General features: G+C 56.9%; 19 protein-coding genes and 1 pseudogene. 12 read left to right on the plus strand and 8 right to left on the minus strand.

The genetic code is table 11. From position 1 onward, the window contains the following. The 8 genes from HOJ95_01750 to HOJ95_01785 all read left to right on the plus strand — a co-directional run. A partial coding sequence (locus HOJ95_01750; GenBank protein ID MBT6393406.1) for a hypothetical protein occupies positions 1-614 on the plus strand: 614 nt, incomplete at its 5' end. A 143-nt stretch (positions 615-757) separates the two neighbouring features. Further along, positions 758-2,212, plus strand: coding sequence for an insulinase family protein (locus HOJ95_01755; protein ID MBT6393407.1), 1,455 nt, complete (start codon positions 758-760; stop codon positions 2,210-2,212). Further along, entirely contained in the window at positions 2,212-3,579 is a 1,368-nt protein-coding gene (locus HOJ95_01760; GenBank protein MBT6393408.1) for an insulinase family protein, read from the plus strand. Before HOJ95_01755 ends, HOJ95_01760 begins: the two co-directional genes overlap by 1 nt. A 32-nt stretch (positions 3,580-3,611) precedes the next feature. After that, positions 3,612-4,007, plus strand: a complete 396-nt coding sequence (locus tag HOJ95_01765) for a RidA family protein (protein MBT6393409.1) — start codon at positions 3,612-3,614, stop codon at positions 4,005-4,007. After that, the gene (locus HOJ95_01770) at positions 3,982-4,419 is read left to right on the plus strand and encodes a VanZ family protein (GenBank protein ID MBT6393410.1); all 438 of its coding nucleotides are present in this window, start codon (positions 3,982-3,984) and stop codon (positions 4,417-4,419) included. Before HOJ95_01765 ends, HOJ95_01770 begins: the two co-directional genes overlap by 26 nt. A gap of 21 nt (positions 4,420-4,440) precedes the next feature. Beyond that, the gene (locus tag HOJ95_01775) at positions 4,441-4,890 is read left to right on the plus strand and encodes a GatB/YqeY domain-containing protein (protein ID MBT6393411.1); all 450 of its coding nucleotides are present in this window, start codon (positions 4,441-4,443) and stop codon (positions 4,888-4,890) included. A gap of 21 nt (positions 4,891-4,911) precedes the next feature. Then, entirely contained in the window at positions 4,912-5,301 is a 390-nt protein-coding gene (locus HOJ95_01780) for a cupin domain-containing protein (GenBank protein MBT6393412.1), read from the plus strand. Continuing rightward, positions 5,267-5,746, plus strand: a complete 480-nt coding sequence (locus HOJ95_01785) for a gamma-glutamylcyclotransferase (protein ID MBT6393413.1) — start codon at positions 5,267-5,269, stop codon at positions 5,744-5,746. The genes HOJ95_01780 and HOJ95_01785 overlap by 35 nt, the downstream gene beginning before the upstream one ends. On the opposite strand, the gene HOJ95_01790 is transcribed toward HOJ95_01785, so the two are convergent. Further along, complete coding sequence (locus HOJ95_01790; protein MBT6393414.1) at positions 5,743-6,234, minus strand: 3-isopropylmalate dehydratase; 492 nt, start codon at positions 6,232-6,234, stop codon at positions 5,743-5,745. The genes HOJ95_01785 and HOJ95_01790 overlap by 4 nt on opposite strands. Beyond that, positions 6,231-7,535 (minus strand): 3-isopropylmalate dehydratase large subunit, encoded by a 1,305-nt coding sequence (locus HOJ95_01795; GenBank protein MBT6393415.1) that lies wholly within the window; start codon positions 7,533-7,535, stop codon positions 6,231-6,233. Before HOJ95_01795 ends, HOJ95_01790 begins: the two co-directional genes overlap by 4 nt. 124 nt (positions 7,536-7,659) lie before the next feature. Between HOJ95_01795 and HOJ95_01800 the strand changes: the two genes are divergently transcribed. Next, positions 7,660-8,445, plus strand: coding sequence for a hypothetical protein (locus HOJ95_01800; GenBank protein MBT6393416.1), 786 nt, complete (start codon positions 7,660-7,662; stop codon positions 8,443-8,445). Between the two features lie 68 nt (positions 8,446-8,513). Here HOJ95_01800 and HOJ95_01805 read toward each other — a convergent pair whose 3' ends face one another. The 3 genes and pseudogenes from HOJ95_01805 to HOJ95_01815 all read right to left on the minus strand — a co-directional run bounded on the left by HOJ95_01805 (position 8,514) and on the right by HOJ95_01815 (position 10,164). Then, on the minus strand, positions 8,514-8,900 hold the full coding sequence (locus HOJ95_01805; GenBank protein ID MBT6393417.1) for a RidA family protein: 387 nt from the start codon (positions 8,898-8,900) through the stop codon (positions 8,514-8,516). A gap of 266 nt (positions 8,901-9,166) precedes the next feature. Further along, positions 9,167-9,508: a DUF971 domain-containing protein gene (locus tag HOJ95_01810; GenBank protein ID MBT6393418.1), complete on the minus strand. Its 342-nt coding sequence runs from the start codon at positions 9,506-9,508 to the stop codon at positions 9,167-9,169. 38 nt (positions 9,509-9,546) lie between these two features. Further along, a pseudogene (locus HOJ95_01815) lies at positions 9,547-10,164 on the minus strand (hypothetical protein). 436 nt (positions 10,165-10,600) lie between these two features. Between HOJ95_01815 and HOJ95_01820 the strand changes: the two are divergent. The 3 genes from HOJ95_01820 (at position 10,601) to HOJ95_01830 (ending at position 13,763) form a co-directional block, all read left to right on the plus strand. After that, positions 10,601-11,443, plus strand: a complete 843-nt coding sequence (locus HOJ95_01820) for a hypothetical protein (GenBank protein MBT6393419.1) — start codon at positions 10,601-10,603, stop codon at positions 11,441-11,443. A gap of 98 nt (positions 11,444-11,541) precedes the next feature. Next, positions 11,542-13,338, plus strand: coding sequence for a nitrite/sulfite reductase (locus tag HOJ95_01825; protein ID MBT6393420.1), 1,797 nt, complete (start codon positions 11,542-11,544; stop codon positions 13,336-13,338). Beyond that, entirely contained in the window at positions 13,326-13,763 is a 438-nt protein-coding gene (locus HOJ95_01830) for a sirohydrochlorin cobaltochelatase (GenBank protein MBT6393421.1), read from the plus strand. The genes HOJ95_01825 and HOJ95_01830 overlap by 13 nt, the downstream gene beginning before the upstream one ends. Before the next feature lie 212 nt (positions 13,764-13,975). Here the strand turns inward: HOJ95_01830 and HOJ95_01835 are convergent, their stop codons facing one another. The 3 genes from HOJ95_01835 to HOJ95_01845 all read right to left on the minus strand — a co-directional run. Next, entirely contained in the window at positions 13,976-14,419 is a 444-nt protein-coding gene (locus HOJ95_01835) for a MaoC family dehydratase (GenBank protein MBT6393422.1), read from the minus strand. A gap of 14 nt (positions 14,420-14,433) precedes the next feature. Next, positions 14,434-14,838, minus strand: coding sequence for a cupin domain-containing protein (locus HOJ95_01840; GenBank protein ID MBT6393423.1), 405 nt, complete (start codon positions 14,836-14,838; stop codon positions 14,434-14,436). 32 nt (positions 14,839-14,870) lie between these two features. Next, positions 14,871-15,849 (minus strand): Gfo/Idh/MocA family oxidoreductase (locus HOJ95_01845; protein MBT6393424.1); only part of this gene is annotated, 979 nt, incomplete at its 5' end.

Raw genomic sequence — 15,849 nt, forward strand, 5'->3', positions numbered from 1 at the left:
AGGGCATCAGAGCAGGTGAATGGGCTAGTCTTCGCCTCCCCGGCGCTCCGCTCAACGGCAAGACGCTTGGAATCCTCGGGCTTGGCAACATCGGCAAGGAGGTCGCCCGGCGCGCCGCAGCCTTCGGCATGGAGATCATCGCCTGCGACATCGCCCCGGACGAGCGCTTCGCCGCCGAGGTGGGTGTCTATTTTCACTCGCTCGAAGAGGTGGCGAGCCGCGCCGACTATCTAACGTGCCACGTTCCCCTCACGCCTGAGACTACGGGCATCATTGGCCGCGAGCTACTTGCTCTGATGAAGCCCGGCGCCTTTCTAATCAACACCTCGAGGGGGCCCGTCGTGGACATCGACGCCCTGGCCGAAGCCCTTGCATCGGGAGGCCTCGGAGGGGCGGGTATCGACGTCTTTCCCAAGGAGCCCCCGGAGGTGGATCACCCCCTCTTCGATCAGCAAAATCTAATCGTAACGCCTCATGCGGCGGGTGTGGGCCAGGATGCATGCGAGAACACCTTGCGCCACGCCGTCAGGGCGGTGGTCGATCTATTGGCCGGGAAAAAACCCCATGACATTGCCAACCCCGATGTCCTAAAAAAATTGGGGCCCCTGAGCTAGAGAACTTCAGAATCGGCCGCCTTTGATGTAAAATTTTACTTACTGAGAATCACCGGGCGTTTTTTTAAGCCAGTTATGGATGAAAAACGGCCCAACCAACGTTACAGCAACAGCCGTCTATTTCTCTTATTCAAGGATCTTACATGCGTAGAATCGCCATAGCGCTCATCGCGTCCATCCTCGCCGCCCTTCCCGCCTCAATAGCTACCGGCGGCGGTGAGATTCAAGGCCCCCCTCCCCCCAGCACCTCGGGCGAGACCCAACTCCTGCAAGTTCCCTGGAGGGTGGCCGAGCACAAGCTTTCAAACGGTATGCGTGCGCTCATGCTCCGGGACCGGCGCGCCCCCTCGATTGTCTTTCAGGTTTGGTACGGGGTGGGAAGCCGCGAGGAGCCCAAGGGCAAGACCGGCATCGCTCACATGCTTGAGCACATGATGTTCCGGGGCACCAAAAAATGGGGCCCCAAGGAGTTCAGCAACATCGTCAAGCGAAACGGGGGCTCCCATAACGCCTTCACGAGTTTTGACTACACGGCCTACTTCGAGCGCATTGCATCGGATCGCCTCGGCCTGGTGATGGGACTTGAGGCCGACCGCATGGTGAACTTGGTTTTAAAGCAAGAAGAGCTTGCCCCCGAGCAAAAGGTCGTCATGGAGGAGCGCCGCTCGCGAACCGAGGACAGCCCGACCGGCGCGCTCTTTGAAAAACTTCGTGCTGCGGCCTTCACCAAGCACAGCTATGGCAACCCCATCATCGGATGGGCAAAGGACATCGACGCCTACTCGCTCAAGGACATCAAGGACTTCTACCGCCTCTACTACTCGCCCAATAACGCCACGGCCGTGATCGTTGGCGATTTCGAGGTGGACAAAGCCATCGCGCTGCTCGAAAAACATTTTGGCCCCATCCCGGCCCAGAAATCCTTCATCGGGCGACCCGATTTAACCGAGCCCGCACAAACCGCCCCCCGGCGGCTCGTCCTCAGGAAAGAAGCCCAGCTTCCCTACATCGCCATGGCGCACCACGCACCCAACTGGAAGGGCGAGGACGGCCCGGCCCTTATCATGCTCGAATCGATCCTCGGCGGAGGCGAGACCAGCCGCCTCTACCAGCGACTCGTCAGGAAGGACGCCATTGCACTTGGCGCCGGCGCCGACTACACCTATGTCTCCCTCAATCCGAGGCTATTTTATCTTTACGGCCAACCGGCGCCCGGAAAAACCGCCGCGCTGGTCGAAAAAACAATCCTTGAGGAAGTGGCGCGGGTCATCAAGAGCGGTGTCACCAAAGAGGAGCTTGAGCGAAACCTCCGCAGCATAGAGGCCAAAACTATTTTTGCCATGGACAGCCATTTTTATCGCGCCATGCAACTGGGCCGGGCCACCATCGCTGGCGACTGGCGCCTTGTGAGCGCCTATCTTCCCTCTCTCGCCAAAGTCACCTCGCGGGATATCATTCGGGTGGCGAAAAAATATCTTCACCCCTCCAACCGCACAACGGCTACGCTCGTGCCGCTTCCGCCCGGAGGTGCTCCCCCCGCGCCCAAAGCGCCAGCGCCCGCAGCCGAGAGCACAAAGAAAAACGGAGGGAGCAAATAATGCGCCATCAATCAAAAATTCAAGCGGCCCTCGCTGCCGCCGCAGGGATCACCACCGCCATCATCCTGAGTTTCACCACCTCAAGTGCATCAGCTGCGGTTCTTAACTATGACCGCGAAGAGTTGCCCGGCGGGGGCGTCATCCTCGTCAATGAATCCCACGAGTTACCCATCGTGACCATCGAAGTCTCCTTTCCGGCCGGCACGCGCTACGAGCCGCTCGACAAGCAGGGCCTGGCGAACATGTCCGCCGCCATGCTCCTCCGCGGCACTCGCAAGCGAAGCGCCTCGGACATTGAAAAGCTCAACGACCAAATTGGCGGCGGCGTCAGCGCCAGCGCAGGCCGGGATTTCTCAAGCATCTCGCTGCGCGTCCTAACGCGCGACCTCGCCCAGGGCATGGAGTTGCTCGCGGACACGCTTCGCAACCCCTCCTACCCCGGCAAGGAGCTTAAAAAACTCAAAGCAAGAACGCTGGGCGGCCTTCAGCGCAAAAAGGACAGGCCCGGCTACCTGGCGAACAGAGCCTTTCGCACCCGCCTTTTCGGCGACCACCCCTATGGACGGGAAGTAGCTGGCAAGCCCGAGACCATCAAGAAAATTCGGCGGGCAGACCTCGTGCGATTTCACCGCCAACGCTACGGCATGAAGGGCGCCATCTTTGTCTTCGTGGGCGATATCTCCCTCGCCCGCGCACAAGATTTGGTCATGGGTCATTTTGGCGGCTGGAAGTCCCGCCCCGCGTCCTCTCCCGCTCCGGCCACGCCCTCCAAGGCCGAGGGTGAACAGAAAATGGACGTTATTAAAATTGATCGCTCCTTTAGGCAGGCGACCGTTCTCCTCGGAAACCGCTCCATCTCTCGGCGCCACAAGGATTTCTACGCCGCCCGCGTGATGAACTACATCCTCGGCGGAGGTGGCTTCGAGAGCCGAATCACAAAAAACATCCGCGAGGAAAAAGGGCTTGTTTATTCGGCCTATAGCTATTTTGCCGCCGGTATGGACACAGGCCACTGGCGACTCATGCTCCAGACAAAAAATGCCAGCGCAAATCAGGCGATTGCCGAATCCATAAAAGAGATAAAACGCATCCAGGATGAAGGCGTGACCGAGACCGAACTCAATGAAGCCAAGGCCTTCATCACGGGCAATTTCGCCACCCGCTTTCAATCCTCATCCCGCATCGCGGGCTATATTCTCGCTGTCGAGCGACTGGGATTCTCCTCCGACTATGCGGGTAAGTATCTCGATCTGATCCGCGCTGTGAAAAAAGAGCAGATACAAGAGACCGCGAAGAAACATATCCGGCTTGATGAGTCTGTTCTCACTGTCGTTGGAGACCTCAAAGAGGCGAAGCTCGACTACTAGACGAGGCGCATCAATTTCACGAGGGGATCGCCATGAAAAGAGAAATCGTCAACCAACCGGCGGGACTCGCCAAGCCTGCCGGCCATTATTCACACGGCGTCATCGTCGATGCCTCCCGCACACTTTATCTCGCCGGGCAGGTGCCACTCGATGAAAACGGAAACCTCATCGGCAAGGGCGATGTGGGAGCGCAAACGCGCCAAGCCCTGGATAATATTCGACGTGTAGTTGAGGAGGCTGGCGGCAACATTGCCGATATCGCCAAGACCACGGTATTCGTTACGAGCTTGGATCACCGGGGCCCAGTTGGGCAGGCACGAAAAGAATTTTTCGGCGATGCCCCACCCGCCAACACTTTTTTGGTGATCTCAAGCCTTGCCGACCCCGATTTCATGGTGGAAATTGAAGCAATCGTCCCCCTCCCTTGATGAAAACCGGGCGCTCCATGACGGCGCGTTAAAGTATTCGAGCTGGCGCTGGGCAGCAGCTCTTTTGTATTTAGCGCTGATCCATTGGGCATCCTCGTTGAGCCCGACCGAGGGCGGCCTATCCCTCCCCGATGGGATGGACAAAATGGCGCACCTCTGCGAATTTGGGATTTTGGTGATTCTACTCTGGCGCCCGGCACGACATCGATGGCCAGCGCAGCCCGAGATGCGAATCGCCGCCACCCTGTTCATTTTCGCGGCGGGAAACGGAATTATTGACGAATTTCATCAATCGTTCGTTTTCGGACGTATATCGTCCTGGGCGGACGCTGGGGCGGATATGCTGGGGGCCGGGGCAGCCGTATTTTGGTGCCTGCACCGGGAAAAGGCCCGCACAAAGCTATCCCCGTAAAGAAAAAGGGAGAAAAATTTCATGGTGCAATTGAGGGAAAGGCTTGTAGAGGACCAGAAAGAAGCCATGCGAGCCAAGGCGGCCGAGCGTCTTTCCACAATCCGGATGATTCGCTCCGAGATATTGAACAAAGATAAAGAAAAAGGTGACGAAACTTCCGATGGGGATGTTCTCAAACTCCTCCAAAGCATGGTAAAAAGACGTGAAGAGGCTGCCGAGCAATACGATAAGGGCGAGAGGCCTGAATTGGCCGCAAAAGAGCGCGAAGAAATTCTTGTGGTCAAGGAGTATCTTCCTGCCCAGATGGGCGATGAGGAAATTCGCCAAGCCGCAAAGGCAGTCGTAGAGGAGGTGGGGGCCTCCTCGCCCAAAGACATGGGCAAGGTAATGGGTGTACTATCCAAACAACTCGCCGGTCAGGCGACCGGTGGCCGCATAAGTCAGATCGTCAAAGAAATGCTAAGCACCTAGCATTAAGGGGAATCGGGGAAAATGTCTAAGCCAACCTACCGCGTTGAAGAAGTGGCAACAGCCTTCAGTTGCGAGCCCGTTCAGGATGAAATTGTTTCTGCGCTATCCGAGCGTGATTTTCGCATCTTCGAGGTCGAGCAACCCAAGGACGCGATGGTCCCCTACCACACGCACGATGAAGAAGAAAAACTCATTGTCCTCGGCGGTCGCATGCAGTTCAATGTCGAGGAAGAACTGGTCCTGCTTGAAAAAGGCGAAATGATCACCATCCGCGAGGGGGCAATTCACGCGGCTGCTCCCGTTGACGGCAAACCGGCCAAGATGCTCATTGCCTTTGGCAATGGCGACCCAGAGGCCGATAAAGAGGGTTGGGAAGATGATGAGGGAGAGGACTTCGGCCACAGCGCCTGAGCGCCTCGTTCTTTATTTCGCCTATGGCGCAAACCTCCACCACGAGGGGATGCGCCTGAGATGCCCGCATAGTCGCCCTCTGCGAATTGCCCGTCTGGCGGGCTATTCGCTTCAAATCGCGCTACCTGAAAAAATTAAAATAGGAAACGGCTGGGCCACGGTGGAGCCCGAGGAAGACGCTTTTGTGCCCGGCGTGCTCTATCTCCTGCACGAGCGCAATATCACGGTGTTGGACACTTATGAGGATTATCCCGAGATTTACGGGCGCGAGGATGTAACTGTCGAATCAGACATCGGCGAGGAGCGGGCCATGCTCTACCGCATGAACGGCCCCATTCAAGCGGCAAAGCCATCGCTTGAGTACGCCGCCACCCTTCGGCACGGCTACACGGAGAACAAGCTGCCAATGGAAGTGCTCGATGCCGTGCTCGGCAGGCAAGGCTAGGCCGGGTAGCCGCCCTCTGTCTTAAGAAAAGGAATCAATCCACCGGCATCGACCATATGGAGCACAGAGGGGGGGAACGGCGAGAAGGTAATTTCCTCATCCCCCACCCGAACGGTGCCCGCCTCAAGGTCCACCTCAATATCATCGTCCGCCGTTATGGCGTCTGTGTCGCACTCAACGACAGGCAGCCCCATGTTGAGGGCGTTTCGGTAGAACATGTGGCCAAAACTTTTTGCGAGCACACAGCTTATCCCCAACTCGCGGAGGACCACAGCGGCGTCCGCCCGGCTTGAAATGAGACCGAAATTATCCCCGGCCACCAGAACATCTCCCTTTTGAACGGATGATGAGAAGGCTGGCGCAATCTCCTTGAATGCGTCTTTTTTAAGATCTTCAAGCGAAGTGTCGGGCGACCGGTATTTGACCGATAGGTGCACGTCGGTGCTCACGTTATCCCCGAAGCGGTGAACCTTTCCCTTCATAGTCATCGCTCCGCCCCCTCGATCTTGTCCAGTATTTCGCGCGGATCGGCAATCTGTCCCGCCAGGGCGCTCGCAGCGACCGTTGCAGGGGATCCCAGATATATTTCGGCCTCCTTGCTCCCCAAGCGGCCCGGAAAATTTCGGTTCGCCGTGGTGATGATTCGCTCGCCTGCGGCCACAACTCCGTTGCCGGTCATAGAGGCGCACGGGCCACACGAGGGCGGAAGGAGTATGGCCCCTGCCGCGTTCAGGGCCTCTATGGCCCCGATGCGGGCTGCGGCCTCTTGTATGCGTCGACTAGCCGGGGCGATGTAGAAACGCACCCCCGGGGCCACGCGCCGCCCGCGGAGGATCCGCGCAGCGATTTCCAAATCCTCAAGGCGGCCATTAGTGCAGGTGCCCAGATATGCCTGATGAACGGTGAGGCCCGCATACTCGCCTACCGGGTAGACGTTGTCTGTCGTCGGCGGGGCGGCGATGAGGGGCTCAAGCGAGGAGACGTTGAGGCGGATGGTACGCTCATAATCAGCATCCGGATCAGGCATAGCGGGGCTGCCCTCGCGCCCTGCGGCCTTGGCCCAGCGCAGTGTTTTTTCGTCGACCTCCATGAGGCCGGTCTTGGCTCCCATGTCCACCGCCATGTTCGCGATGGTGAAGCGGCCCTCCATCGTCAACTCGGCAAGCGCCGGGCCACCATATTCCACCGCCCGGTAGTTGGCGCCGTTGAGCCCCACTTCCTCGGCGAGGCAAAGAGCCATATCTTTGGCAAAAACACCCTCGGGGAGGGAGCCCTCGAATTCGACCCGAATCGTGCGGGGAACCTTGAACCAGAGCTTGCCGGTGGCGAAGACCGAGGCCGTCTCGCCGCTCTCGACGGCAACGGCCATGGTGTTGAGTGCGCCATAGGTGCACACATGACTGTCTCCGCCGACGGCCAGATCGCCAGGCCCCACCCTTCCCTCCTCGGTGACGAGGTTGTGGCACACGCCCGAGCCTGCGTCGAAAAGGTTGAGACTGCGCTCTGAGGCGAATTCACGCAGCTTCACATGGTCACTCGCCCAGCGAATGTCGAAGGCGGGCACAAAATGATCGATGATGAGGTCGCACTTGGCAGGATCGAGGCGAAAGGGGAGACCTGCCTCCCGGAAAATATCGACGGCCTTGGGTCCCTTGGCATCGCCCGCCATGAGGTAGTCGATGTCGGCAACGACGAGATCGCCGGCATGGGCCGGGCCCCCGGAGCGAGAGGAGAGTATTTTTTCGGCAATGGTCTGGCCCAAGGGGGGGGTGTCTCCTTTCGTTGCCATCAAATGCAAGTGGCTCACAAACTTTGTGAATGTTCTATACTTATACTCCATAGGGTGGCCTAATTTCTCGCCCACCCATCGAAACAGACGACAAGGAGCCAAACAGGCGACCGGGGGGCCGCGCATGGGCCCAAGACGAGCCGCCACAGCGCCTCAGGACAATCCGCCGCTTGAAAGAGGCACCGCGCGCGATGCGACCACACATGAGAGAATGATTAACAAAAAGGAATTCAAGAAAATGATCTCGCAGCAAGCGTTAAAACTCATTAAGGCCTCATCAAAAAACATCCTGATTCTCGGACCTGCCCTTTTGGCCCTCCTGTCTGGCTGCGGCTCACTCGAAACCGTCAAGGGTGATGTTTTTAAGGTAGAAAAACGAGTTCTTCCCCCGGACGTTACGAGCTTTCAGCTCACCCTGAAGGTGCCGGGGGTCGTCATTTTAAGACGCAGCGAAATGTGCCCGGTCGAGGAGCGACGCATATGGCACGAGGTCGAGGTGAGCAAACAATCTGCCGCCCTCGCCGTGCCTCAAGGCATTGGCTGCGGCGCGGTGAAATTCATGGAACTCGGGGAGCGCGCATTTGGAAAACCGGGCAGCGCGTCCTCGAATTGCGGGAGCCACATTACGACCGACCGCCGCCCGACGGGGCGAAAAATCACGGGCCCATGGCAAACCATCCGGCGCAAAGCCTGCGGCAAGACCGGGCCTGTTCGCCCTGGCGGCACGGTTCGCATCACCTTCCTGCGCACCCGCACCTCGCGAGAATATCCGGTTGGGGCAGGCGGCGATGTGCGCTTTGGCCGCGAGGCGCTTGCGAGGATGCGTATTTATTTCTCGATCCTTAAAGACATGAAAATCGAGGCGCGCTACGAGGGCGCCGCCTGGCTCCAGAGGCTCAACCTCGAATAAGTCCCCCCTTCCCCGCACCCAGCAGAGCTTTTCCCTTACGGCCAAGAATTCACTCCTACCGCCAGACGCTATTCCTCGACGATAGCCACCGCCTCGATTTCGACCAGAAACTTGGGCCGGGCAAGCCCCGCCTCAACAGTGGTGCGCGCAGGCTTGTCACTCCCAAAAAATTCGGCATAGACCTCGTTCATCCCGGCAAAATCCTTCATGTCGGCGAGAAAAACAGTTGTCTTCATCACATCGGCAATCGTGGCGCCGCCTTCTGCCAAAACGACCTTGATATTATTAAGCACTTGTCTGGTCTGCGCAGCGATATCTCCCTCGCCCACAAACTCCCCATCGCCATCCACCGGCACCTGCCCCGAGGTGAAGACGAAGGGGCCGCGCTTTGTTCCGGGGACATAGGGCGGCGCTGGCACACGCATCGATGAAGGCTGCAGTGTCGTTTTCGGCATATCCAATCTCCATGAAAAAAATTAAAAAAAAAGCCTCCGGCCCTTGAAGACCGGAGGCGTGAAAAACAATAAAATCAGGTTCTGCGCAACATTTTCCAAACCCGCGTGAACCCCTTCTTGACCAGAAGGAAAAGAAATCCGCTCAGTCAGGTGGGGCAAAACGCCTCCTCCTCTTTCTGAGCTTCTTCGGGCGGTTCCTCGACAACCGTACTTCGCTCGGTATTCACCATGCCCACTTCCCCTTTCGCTCAAACGCCTAGGTCAGCCTAGGATTCGGCCTCTTCCGGTCTCGCCGGATCAATGGACCTGAGATAGTCGAACGAATAAATTCCGTCCCCGCAGCCCGCCTGCCATTTAAGGCTCAGTGCATAACGACCCACCATAGCGGCATCGCCAAGCTCGGCAGGCCCAAGCTCTCCTGAAACCACGTGAAGTGGGTTGTTCTCCATCTCGATTCGCTTCTCGCGGCAATTGGCACATGGGCACATGGCGGCAAGATAGTCGAATCCAAAAACGCTCTTTACGCCATCGGCCCACTCGATACGTAGCTCACGAGTGGTCTTATCCGCCGTGAGATCGACGGGGCGGTGCTGCTCTGTGATAGCCAACTGACAACTCTCCTACATCAAACGTTTGGCGGCGGTATTTATTTCATACCATATTTTTTATACTTCTCGCGCGCAGCGCCAGAGCGTTTTGAGGACTCCGGCGTTTTCATCTCAAGGACATAGGGCCTATCAACGGCGGAAAGGCGAACGGTATCGAGGAGGCCTTCATCGTCCTGCCCCTCCCACTGGCCTTCATCGAGTTTCACGAACACAGGGTTCCCACTCTCAAAGAGCAGGGTCGGCACCCCGAACACACCATACTCACCCTCGGCCTCTTCATGATCGGCAGCGAGTAGCGGAATGCCCGCGCCGTTTCTCATGTCCTCCTCCCAGCGCTCCACATCTAGGCCTACCTCTTTGGCCACATCACGGAGAATAAGCTGGTTCGTGATGTCCTTGCCTTCCTTATGCTTCGCGCGGTGAAGGGTTATGTGATACTTGGCGAACTGTCCCTCGCCCTGAAGCCCGGCGCATTTTGCGGCCTCAAGCGAAGGGATATCGCGGCTGGCCATGCTCTTATCCTCCCAGGCCTTCCAATCCTCTCCCCTCGTTGCAGCGAAATTCGCCTGCTCAAGCACAAATGATTTGTAATTAACTTTCAGGCTCTGATCTTTTTCCTGAAGGCGAGTGAGCCACTCCGTGGCCCGGTAAGCATAGGGTCAAACGTAGCAATTCCACATGGTGATATTCATGGCGCACTCCTTGTGTTTTAGATGGATTTAAATTTTCTCTACGCAATTATTGCACACCAGGATTTACCTTGGCATCCTGCCTCCCGTTATTATCCTGAGTATTTTATTTATGTATATTAATATTATGCTTGACAATCTCATAAATAATTAATATATTCCCTACTTCAATAGTATGTTTTAAATTATAATCCTTTCAATTAGGTCAAAATCATGAGTACACATCAGCCCAGAGAGTGCACTGAATGCGGCGAGTTTTCACATACTGACCTAGTGGGACCCTCGGGTCCTTTGTGTGAGCGCTGCTATGAGTGGGACCTCAAGGCCATTCAGCTAATTCCGGCCTCAAATGATTGGAGCAGGCGAAAAACTCCGGTTTTAGCCCACTCCCAAGAGGTTCCGGTTGCCTGACCTTGGAGGGCGAACCATCGCCATAACGGGTCAGCGTCGCGCCGATGAGATGGCGGAGCTGGTCCGGCGCCTTGGGGGCAACCCCTATATCGCACCAACGGTCAGCCTTCGTACCGAAGAGTCAGGCCCCGAGGCCGAACGCCTGGCTGGCGCCCTTCTTGAGGGAGTGGACTGGGCTGTTTTCTACACGGGAATTGGAGTTCGGTCTATTTTCGAGGCCGCTGGTCGCCTGAATCAGGCTGATGCGCTTTTAGAGAAATTAAAATTAGCGAAAGTTCTCTCGCGGGGACGAAAATCGCTTCGTGCGCTAAGGGAAATAAATAGACCACCGGACTTCACAGCCAAGCCGAGCACCACCTCCGGCGTTATTGATGTGCTGCTAAAGGCCACGCTCAAGGATTCTCGCGTTTTCATCCAGACGCCGGGAGAAATCCCTGAGGCGCTTCAAGAGGCGCTCCCTCCATCGGGTGTGCTAATCCACGGCTCCCCCTACCGGATACTTCCGGCAGAGGACCCGGAGGCCGTGAGTCGCCTCATTAAAGATTTGCTCGAAGGGGCGATCGACGTGATTACATTCACGAGCCCTCCCGCCGTGAACAATCTATTCATCGCGGCGGACGAGGCGGGTCAGGCCGACGAATTGGCCGAGGCCTTGAGCAAGCGCCTGATTACGGCCTCTATTGGGCCCGTGACCAGCGTGGCGATTCGCGAAAATGGCGTCGAGCCCGCTCTTGAGGCCGAAAGCCAACGTATGGGCGGCTTAATACAGGATTTATCAAAATACTTAGCAAAAACAAATGGCATTGAACGGGAAAATTCTTCTTTGAAAAACTAGGAAGCTGACATTACGAAAATTCAAGTAAACGAACCGAAACCAATAGCAAATCCGGCCACGTCGAAATCGTGGACGCCGGTCGAGCAAGGAGAAAGTAAATGACAGCCCATTCAGCACCTTTTGTAGATGAAACAAAACCGATGAGCGTGATTCCTATTTTACCCGAGGAATTTGACGATTTTGAAACTGAAGCCACACGCTTTAGAAATGGTGATATCGATGAAAAAGCGTTCATGGGCTACCGCCTAAAGCGCGGCGTCTATGGCCAGCGGCAGAACGATGTCCAGATGGTACGTGTAAAGCTTCCCTTCGGCGGCGTCAGGGCCGAGCAACTAGAGGCATTGGGCCAGGTGGCCCGCGACTTTGCCCCGCTGGGCAAGGGTCACGTTACTACCCGGGAAAATGTGCAGTTCCACTTCATCCCGCTTGAGCAAGCAACCGAGATTCTCAGAATCCTGGGTAATGCGGGCCTTTCGACAAGAGAGGCTTGTGGAAACTGCGTGCGCAACGTAACTGGCTCGCCCTACGCCGGGGTCGGCAAGGATGAGGTATTCGACCCCACACCTTATGCCGGCGCGTTTGCTCGCTATTTCGTGCGCAAACCCCTGGTCCAGGATTTGCCCCGTAAATGGAAAGTCGCCTTCTCAAGCACAGCAGGGGACGATGTCCTCGCTGGCATTCACGACATGGGATTCCTGCCTGTGATTAGGAATATCGATGGCGAGCAGGTCAAGGGGTTCCGCATCCTCGTTGGCGGCGGGCTGGCAACGCTCCCCCGCCCGGCCGAGGAGCTTTATGACTTTGTCCCCGTGTCGGACTATCTCCGCATAAGCGAGGCGCTGGTTCGGGTGTTTAACGACTCGAAAGAGCTTCGGAAAACTCGTTTCAAGGCGCGAATCAAGTTTCTCGTCTCCTGGATTGGTATTGACGGTGTACGGGGGCGCGTCGAGGAGGAACTGAAAAAAGAGTGGGCCCAAGAGCCCATCGACCCGACTCCCTACCTCTGGCTGGACGATGAGGAGGCCGATATGCCCGCTGCGGCCCTCCCGATGAACGGCGCAAGCCCGAATGGCGATTCATGGGCCTTTTCGGTCTGGCGCGACAAGAACGTTATTGAGCAACGCCAACCCGGCTTCCACGCCGTCGAAGTTAAGCTTCCAATAGGCGACATCGAGGCGGATCAGTTCTTCAGCCTCGCCGAGATTAGCAGGCGCTATTCTCGAGGCCGCGCCCGGACGAGCTTTGAGCAGAACATTATTTTCCGCTGGGTGCGCGAGGAGGATCTTTATCCTCTCTGGCGCGCGCTTGTGAATGCTGGACTCGGCGATGCCGGCGCGAGGGAAATAAGCAGCATCCTCTCCTGCCCGGGTACGGATTCGTGCAAACTGGGAATTACCTCCTCGATGGGTCTCGGCAAGGAACTCATCAAAACGATTGATGAGATGAATATTGATGATCCGCTCATTCGCGAGATGCACATCAAGATGAGCGGCTGCCCGAACTCTTGCGGGCAGCACCACCTGGGCAACATCGGATTCCACGGCGGAACGCTCAGGGCAGAGGGCAAGATGCTCCCGGCTTATGAGGTTTTCCTCGGCGGCGAATATGAGAACACAGGCGGGAGCACCCGCCTCGGCGACAGAATTTCCGTGCGCCTGCCCGCCAAACGGGTACCCGAGGGGCTTAAGAAGATTCTGGCCCTTTATCTGAACGAGCGGAACGAGAGAGAGCGTTTCAACACGTATTATGAGAGAGTGGGACAGGCACCTTTCGAGGCGGCGCTGGCTGAATTTCATGTGGCGGGACAATTCGGCGACGATCCGGACCTGTTCTTAGATTGGAGCAAGTCTGAGCCTTATGTACTTGAGCGAGGAGAAGGCGAGTGCATGTCCTAGACGAATCGACACAAATAACCGGGTACACGGCGGTTATCCTCCTCGGCCACGGAAGCCGCGCCGAGGAGGCGAACGAGGCCATGTACGAGGTCGTGCGACGCCTTCAGGTGAGAAGGCCTGCCTTGCGCCTCAGCGCCGCCTTCCTTGAAATTAATGCGCCCTCGATTCCTGAGGGGATCGATTTTCATGCTGAGGCGGGAGCGGAGCGAATCATTTTGCTGCCCTACTTCCTGCACCTGGGAAACCACGTGCAGCGGGACCTGCCGGGCTTCATGGAAGAGGGAAGAAATCGCCATCCACACGTTGAAATCGGCCTCAGTGATCATTTAGGTTTCCACCCTAAACTCGTTGATATTGCAGAAGAAAGGCTTATTGACTCACTGCCCGCCGAGGAGCTAGCTACGCCTGCACTCCTCGCGACCTAGGGGCGCCTCCCCCGGGCAGACATCATGCCGGAGCCGAGCGCTCTTATGAGCGGCATGTGGCACCCATAGCGCAAGGGGGGCCCTCCGCTTTTGCTCTCCAGGAAAAATCCAAAAAAGAACCCCGGCGTCCTCCATCGGATACCGGGGTTCATTTTTTTTGGCTGCGCTTCTTTAATTTCGATTGAAAAACAAAAAATCTGGCACCGCCACCCTCATTTTATTCTATGAACCAAAACAATTCCGCGCATCGACGCTACGGTCTTCTCGCGCTGGTTGATGATGGCATAGCTAATGGTAAGCACCCCTCGCCCTTGATCAGAGAACGAGGCGCGCTTTGCAACCACTTCAGCCTCGGTGCGAAGAGTGTCCCCTGGCCGCACAGGCGCCAACCACCGTATCTCCTCAGCCCCAGGCGAACCCATACTGCACCCCGCAATGGCACCCGTGTCGATGAACAGTCGAAACCCAAACGAGAGAGTGTGAAATCCGCTGGCAATTAATCCGCCGTAGGGTGACGCCTTGGCCGCCTCGATATCAACATGAAACGACTGGGGGTCGAATCTTCGCGCAAATTCAACAATCTCGGCCTCGCTGATAACCGCACTCTCGCTGATAAATTTTTCGCCAACCTGAAAATCGTCGTAGAACTTATCCATTCCGTTGGCGCGGCCTAGCTGGCCCCGTTACCACCAGGAAAGGATTTTTCGGCCTCATCGCCGCCTTCGACCATGTTGTAGTCCTGATCAAGCTCTCCATCGCCACAGGGGCTCTTCACGGCGAAAAACACAGCCGGACCATCAAGGGCACGGCTCCTATGTTGCGTGTTTCGGGGAATGTGGATCAAATCACCCTTTTCAACGATTTTATCTTCATCGCCCAGAATATAGTGAAGCTTTCCCTCGAGAATAAGGGCAAACTGCTCTTCGTTCGGGTGCATATGGAGCGGGGGGCCCTCGCCCTCTAGCTTGGTTACAACACCCGCTTTCATCAATTCGCCGGCAACCGTCTTTCGGGTAATCGCGGCATTGAGCTTACTAGTTGATTCGGCCATTTCTTCGACCTGATAAAAAGGCATTTCTTATCTCCTCCAACAATTAGGTTAAAGTTTTATCCCAACTCGGCGAGAAGTTCAGCCGGGTCAACCGGGAGCTTAATCGCCTTGCCTCTTTTAGCGGAAAGATCCATCGCCATCGTCATCATTAAATTGCGGTGCCCATCGGCGGCGGTAGCGTGAGGGGTATCAAGGCCGACATGAACCCGCTGATACCATGCATTCGTCTCCTCCCTCATGGGACCCCAGAGCTGGCCAAAGGCAATATCTCCAGGAGGATAGCTGGTGAGGAAATCGACGTTGCGCGTGATTTCGGGGGTATAGCCAGCGGGCTGCGCGCGCTCGCTCGCCAGCACCATGTCACGATGGGTGTCGTCGATGGTCAAGACACCCTCGGTCCCAACGATGCCGATCTCAAGGCTATAGACCGACCCCGGCCAAACGACCGGAAGCGCCCAACTAATGCTCATGCTCCAGATGGTGCCGTCCTCAAAAGTAAATATGCCGGTCGTGGCGTCCTTCGTCCCGTAGGAGGCGCCAAGCGCCCTGTCGACCGAACGGGCGTAAACTTCGACCGGCTTTTTCCCCTCCAGTAGCCACATGCAGATATCGAGGCTGTGGGTGCCGGAAACGACCATCGGGGTCAGCTTCCCGCGCTGCTCGGTTTTCTCGACCGTCGCAATGGGAACGAGGCGGTTCATGAAGGCCCGCGTCGTCACCGTGGTAACATCCCCGAGCGCCTCGTTCCGAAGCTTTTCCTTGACGACGAGGAATTTGCGGCGGAACCGCTGGGTGTAGCCCACCACGGCATCGATACCCTCACCCTCAATAGCCTTAAGGATTTCAGCCGACTCCATGGCGTTGGTAGCAAGTGGCTTTTCGATGAAAAGATCATGGCCCTGCTCGACCGAGGCCATAACCGGACCAAAGTGCTCATTTTCCTCAGTCGCGATGATGGCCGAATTTACCTCGGGACGCGCGAGAAGTTCCTTGTAGTCGGTGGTGAAAAAATCCGCCTCCGTATCGGCAGCGAGC

Source organism: Nitrospinaceae bacterium, from assembly GCA_018669005.1.
Lineage (GTDB): Bacteria > UBA8248 > UBA8248 > UBA8248 > UBA8248 > UBA8248.

Bases quoted from the DNA above. Each gene is read 5' to 3' on its own strand.
- HOJ95_01755 (MBT6393407.1), top strand. From the start codon at position 758: ATGCGTAGAATCGCCATAGCGCTCATCGCGTCCATCCTCGCCGCCCTT.
- HOJ95_01760 (MBT6393408.1), top strand. From the start codon at position 2,212: ATGCGCCATCAATCAAAAATTCAAGCGGCCCTCGCTGCCGCCGCAGGG.
- HOJ95_01765 (MBT6393409.1), top strand. From the start codon at position 3,612: ATGAAAAGAGAAATCGTCAACCAACCGGCGGGACTCGCCAAGCCTGCC.
- HOJ95_01775 (MBT6393411.1), top strand. From the start codon at position 4,441: ATGGTGCAATTGAGGGAAAGGCTTGTAGAGGACCAGAAAGAAGCCATG.
- HOJ95_01780 (MBT6393412.1), top strand. From the start codon at position 4,912: ATGTCTAAGCCAACCTACCGCGTTGAAGAAGTGGCAACAGCCTTCAGT.
- HOJ95_01785 (MBT6393413.1), top strand. From the start codon at position 5,267: ATGATGAGGGAGAGGACTTCGGCCACAGCGCCTGAGCGCCTCGTTCTT.
- HOJ95_01790 (MBT6393414.1), bottom strand. From the start codon at position 6,234: ATGACTATGAAGGGAAAGGTTCACCGCTTCGGGGATAACGTGAGCACC.
- HOJ95_01795 (MBT6393415.1), bottom strand. From the start codon at position 7,535: ATGGCAACGAAAGGAGACACCCCCCCCTTGGGCCAGACCATTGCCGAA.
- HOJ95_01800 (MBT6393416.1), top strand. From the start codon at position 7,660: ATGGGCCCAAGACGAGCCGCCACAGCGCCTCAGGACAATCCGCCGCTT.
- HOJ95_01805 (MBT6393417.1), bottom strand. From the start codon at position 8,900: ATGCCGAAAACGACACTGCAGCCTTCATCGATGCGTGTGCCAGCGCCG.
- HOJ95_01825 (MBT6393420.1), top strand. From the start codon at position 11,542: ATGACAGCCCATTCAGCACCTTTTGTAGATGAAACAAAACCGATGAGC.
- HOJ95_01835 (MBT6393422.1), bottom strand. From the start codon at position 14,419: ATGGATAAGTTCTACGACGATTTTCAGGTTGGCGAAAAATTTATCAGC.
- HOJ95_01840 (MBT6393423.1), bottom strand. From the start codon at position 14,838: ATGCCTTTTTATCAGGTCGAAGAAATGGCCGAATCAACTAGTAAGCTC.